Genomic DNA, 4,642 nt, shown 5'->3' on the forward strand with positions numbered 1-4,642 from the left:
TAACACATGTGGAAAATGAATTGCTTACAAAAGAAGATGTAAATGAAAGGAAATGATCGTATGTATAAGTACACAATTTGCTTCATTAGAAAAGGAGATAGAATACTTCTACTAAATAGAAACAAGAAGCCGACAATGGGAATGTGGAATGGTGTCGGAGGGAAAATAGAAGAGTATGAAACGCCATACGAAGGAGTCATTAGAGAAACCTTTGAGGAAACGGGAATAGAGCTTCCAAGTGTAACGTATAAAGGGAATGTTATTTTTAAAGTTAAAGACGAACCTCGGGGTAGCGAGGGAATGTATGTATTCCTTGCTGATTTACCAGATGGAGTACATATTGATACACCAGTAAGCGCTGATGAAGGWATATTAGAATGGAAGTCAATTGATTGGATATTAGATGGTGATAATAGAGGKGTAGTTAGCAATTTGCAAAGATATTTACCRASAKTATTAARWGARGAMAACAATTTAGAGCATAYATTCACATATGATAACCGGAATATTATTGATTACACAACTACACTTTTGACAGAAGATGATACGAAAAAACGAAATGAAAAATATCCCGTTTCTCAATAGGAAAAGATGCGTTAAAATAATAAGAAAAAGCCAAATCCTTTATTGGAATTTGGCTTTTTTGTAGGGAATGATAATTCAATTTTACTCTTCATAAATTGCTTTAATAATAAAGCGGTGTTGCTTCACATCGAAATATCCTTTTTGTAAGATAATTTCATGTATACGATACAATTCCTCGGTATAGCTATCTACTGTAAAATCAGGGATTTGCCACGGGATTGCTTTTAAGTAATAGACAACAGAACCGACATCATAAAAACGCTGAAGAGGGAACTCTTCTTTCGCATCTAAAATAGTAAATCCATTCTCCCTTAGTTCATTACATGCCGTTTTGAGTGACCAACTTGAAAATTCGCTATTCAGCGGTGTGCCAAACAACTCATTAAGCTCAGCACAATCAAGACCACCGACTTGTTGAGTAAGGAATATACCATTTGGAGAAAGAATTCTTTTTACTTCAGAAGCAGAATAGGATTCATGTTGATTCACAATTAAATCAAACTGACCATCTTGAAATGGTAAAGCAGTATCATCAGTCACTTTTACGACTGTAACCCCTAAAGGTTCTAATTTCTTTCGTGCAATTGGGACATTCGGAGCATAGCCCTCAGTCGCATAAATAGTTGGCGGGAACGGTTGTAACATAGATAAAAACTCTCCGCCRCCAGTWCCCATATCTAGCATTGAYTTTGCRYGYTGCATAAGYTGGAAAGCAGTGCTACCGTAYGACCATGRTAGGGGCTCGCTATTCATACGGCCAGTTTCTGAAATGAAAGAGAAATCCCAGCCGCTAAAGTTAGTCTTTGCACTTTCTAATAGTGCTGAAAATAATGAATCACGTTTCATATTGTTGTCCTCCTATTTCGTTAATAAATGATATAGTAAGAAAAGAAAAAGGGAGGACCTCTTATTAAAGTGGAACGGTTTTATGTTTCGTGTTCGAATAGATTCATATAAATTAGCTCCTTGCGAGAATGGTTATTTATATATTCGGGAGTATCGAGTAAAAATCCTTTGAAGTTATTAGGGAAGGTGAAAGTACGATCAAATTTTGGATGGGGTTATACAGTGAAACTGCATTTTGCCAAGATATTTTGTGAAATATGATATTTCACATTTCTGTTACATAACAATAAAGTCGTACTGTTTATAAAAAAGTGGAACCGTTTTATCCCTTTGGATGTACTTATCTATGGGGATATTTTTATTAATACAAGAAATAGATATATAAACTGAATATAAAAACGTTTTAATTGTTTGAAAACATTCGATAATTTAGTATTGTTTATATATGGAATATTTTATTTTTAGGAAAAAAGGGTAAGGGGCTAGATGAAAAGAATGAAAAATGTAATGTTGCTAGTGTTGTGTTTCTTATGTTTAAGTGGTTGTAATTATGAAGATGAAGATCAGGTGAAAAAATATGTGAAAAAAAAGCACGGAATTGATGTGGTTGTAACAGATTGGGGTGCTATACATGAAGGGAATATGGGACATACATACCATACTGTTCAAGCGAAAAATAACAAAAATATTCAATTTAGAGTAGAGGTAGATGGCATCTTATATTCAACAATAAAAGGTGATGAATATCAATACGGGAAAAAAACATATGAGGAATATAAGGAATTTAAACCAATGCTAGAAGAAATTGAAAAATTAGGTTACGTGGAACCTGAAAATAAAAATGTTTTTCAATATATAGTGGATGATGATTATATAGAGGAGAAACCAACTGATAAGTTATTATTAACTTTAAAAACGAGTGACAAGATTGATTACAGTCAATTTGAATCAAAAGAATTAGATCGTTTATATGCTCTAATCCAATTCATTCAGAAGAGTAATAGAAAGATAACAAAACTTGAAATTGAGGATTATAATGGTGAATCTATAGGCTTACCTTTTTATAATGTGCAAAAAGCTATAACGAAAGAAGAACTGTTTTTGACAATGAAAAACACCGTAAGCGGTTATTGGACATATTTGATTCAAACTGAAACAAAAGTAGGCGAAAGGTTAAATGAAATTCAAAATGATCGTTTTGGAATGGAAGATATTACTTGTTCACACCCGAAAGACGGCAATTGTCTAGAGTATGAATTGACTTTAGTTTTCAATGACAGTGAGATAAAATATAGAAATGATTCATATGTAATAGAGGATTTGAGAAAAGTAGTCACTATTCTTAAAGAAGAACTATATAATAAGGAATTTAACATATTTTTAAGGAACAAGGATGGAACAAGTTATTCACTCTGGCTATCATCAGAAAAAATCAAGAAAAGTAATAACATAGAAGAGCTAGTAAAATAAAGGTATAAAGAAGAATTTTAAAGCACTTTTTACGTTTATAATTGCTTTATTCAAAAGGAAAAAACGCTTATACTTCATTTTTGAAGTATAAGCGTTTTTGTTTAAAATACTTAAAAACAAAAATCTTTTGGTAAAGTGCCATTTTTTATCACCGTTCTTAATCCATGTTTCATAATCCAAGGATTAACAGGATGGTTTTTATCGAGTAATTGTTGCAACCATTGAAAAACGAGTTCGTTATCTTCTTTCGTAATATCATTAATGTGATTGGCTACAGATTTTTGAACATACTTAGAAGGGTCATTCATTAATGGCTCAAGAAGCTTTAAATTATTTCTGAAGTCACCTTTCAGAGCTCCTATTTTTTTTGCCCAAGGAAGTCTTGGTCTAGTACCTTCTGAAACTAATCTCCTAATGTGGCTGTTTTCGTCATGAATCCACTGTTGCAATATGTCTAGTGTGTCTTCATGGTATTTTTCAAGATAAGGACGAATGGCATATTCAGCAGTATTCCTTTTTGTTATTTCATACATTGCGTTGAATGAGGATTCAAAATCGTTAAGCCCATATTTTTCAACGTATTTTGCAATAGGCATGTACACGTATCCGTTTGTAAATGTGCCTACTTCTGTTGTATTTTCTGGTCCTAATGTTTTCAGTAATATATGTATTGCTTCATTAAAATCTTTTTGTAATGCATCTGCTATTACTTCTACACGTTGCTTTAACTCTAAATTTTCAACTTTACATGTAACAGAAGCTACAAAATTTCTTTTAGAGAAATTGGGATCGTGTTTACAAATAGAATCAGCCATTTGTCCTGCTAATTCTTCGTTGAATAAAAATTTTAATGGAACGTATTTGCCCATTTTTTCACCCCATTGGTCGGATAAAAACAATGTTTATTTTTTAATCGACAATCCATACACCAAAGTCTCACTAGGAGTCGTAATACTAAAACCTGTCGTTTTATAATCAAGTTTCACCGTATCACCAGTGTAATCTGTCGTGAATGAATCCATTTGTACGATAAGCTCTGCATCTTCATATACAACATCATCTGCATGATATGTATCCCAAATTAAATCAACATCAACAAAAATGCTGCAAGAGTTTGTCATTGTTCCTCTAATGCGAATGATCTTTTTGTCTTCACGTTCTAGTCTATGTATAGCTGCTTTTGCTTCATCAGTAATCTGAATGTTCATGTGATCCCAACCTTTATTTATATTTCCTCTATTATTGCAAAAACAGTGGCAATAGGGAAGGGAGAAGCATTGCAATAAAAAACGAGCAAACAAATTTGTTTGCTCGTTTTACTTTATTTCAGTTCACATTTATCAAGTGGAATTACTTTCGTTTTCTTAGTAAATTTATAACCTAGCCATAGTACTAAGAAGAGTGGTAAACCGATGTAAGAAACAAGTACACCGTTCCAATCGATAGATGCTCCCGTAAAGGCTCCGTAGTTTTGTCCTAAAATGACAATGACACAAAGTGTAAATGCAAAGATTGGACCGAACGGGAACCATTTTGCTCTATATGGTAAATCTTTTAAATCTTTTCCTTGGGCAATATATGCTTTTCGGAAACGGTAATGACTAATAGCAATCCCTACCCAAGCAATAAATCCTGACATCCCAGAAGCATTTAATAACCAAATGTATACAACACCGTCACCGAATAAAGAAGCGATGAAAGCGACGCTACCAACTACTGATGTTGCGATTAATGCGTTAAC

Annotated in this window: 5 protein-coding genes and 1 pseudogene; 2 read left to right on the forward strand and 4 right to left on the reverse strand. The window is 33.1% G+C overall.

Annotated features, from left to right (window positions below; genetic code table 11):
• The first annotated feature begins 60 nt into the window (after positions 1–60).
• Entirely contained in the window at positions 61–585 is a 525-nt protein-coding gene (locus AC1DJR_RS17860) for an NUDIX hydrolase (RefSeq protein WP_477003157.1), read from the forward strand.
• A gap of 81 nt (positions 586–666) precedes the next feature.
• On the opposite strand, the gene AC1DJR_RS17865 is transcribed toward AC1DJR_RS17860, so the two are convergent.
• Positions 667–1,431: a class I SAM-dependent methyltransferase gene (locus AC1DJR_RS17865; RefSeq protein WP_477003156.1), complete on the reverse strand. Its 765-nt coding sequence runs from the start codon at positions 1,429–1,431 to the stop codon at positions 667–669.
• A gap of 486 nt (positions 1,432–1,917) precedes the next feature.
• On the opposite strand from AC1DJR_RS17865, the gene AC1DJR_RS17870 reads away from it, so the two are divergent.
• Positions 1,918–2,901, forward strand: coding sequence for a hypothetical protein (locus AC1DJR_RS17870; RefSeq protein WP_429688500.1), 984 nt, complete (start codon positions 1,918–1,920; stop codon positions 2,899–2,901).
• Between the two features lie 110 nt (positions 2,902–3,011).
• On the opposite strand, the gene AC1DJR_RS17875 is transcribed toward AC1DJR_RS17870, so the two are convergent.
• From AC1DJR_RS17875 to AC1DJR_RS17885, 3 genes and pseudogenes are all read right to left on the reverse strand, one after another.
• The gene (locus tag AC1DJR_RS17875) at positions 3,012–3,770 is read right to left on the reverse strand and encodes a DNA alkylation repair protein (protein ID WP_429688501.1); all 759 of its coding nucleotides are present in this window, start codon (positions 3,768–3,770) and stop codon (positions 3,012–3,014) included.
• A 33-nt stretch (positions 3,771–3,803) separates the two neighbouring features.
• Positions 3,804–4,109, reverse strand: a complete 306-nt coding sequence (locus tag AC1DJR_RS17880; protein ID WP_429688502.1) for an iron-sulfur cluster biosynthesis family protein — start codon at positions 4,107–4,109, stop codon at positions 3,804–3,806.
• Positions 4,110–4,222: 113 nt separating this feature from the next.
• Positions 4,223–4,642, reverse strand: a pseudogene (locus AC1DJR_RS17885) (amino acid permease); the annotation flags it as partial.

This window comes from Bacillus sp. 05T31, from assembly GCF_056396725.1.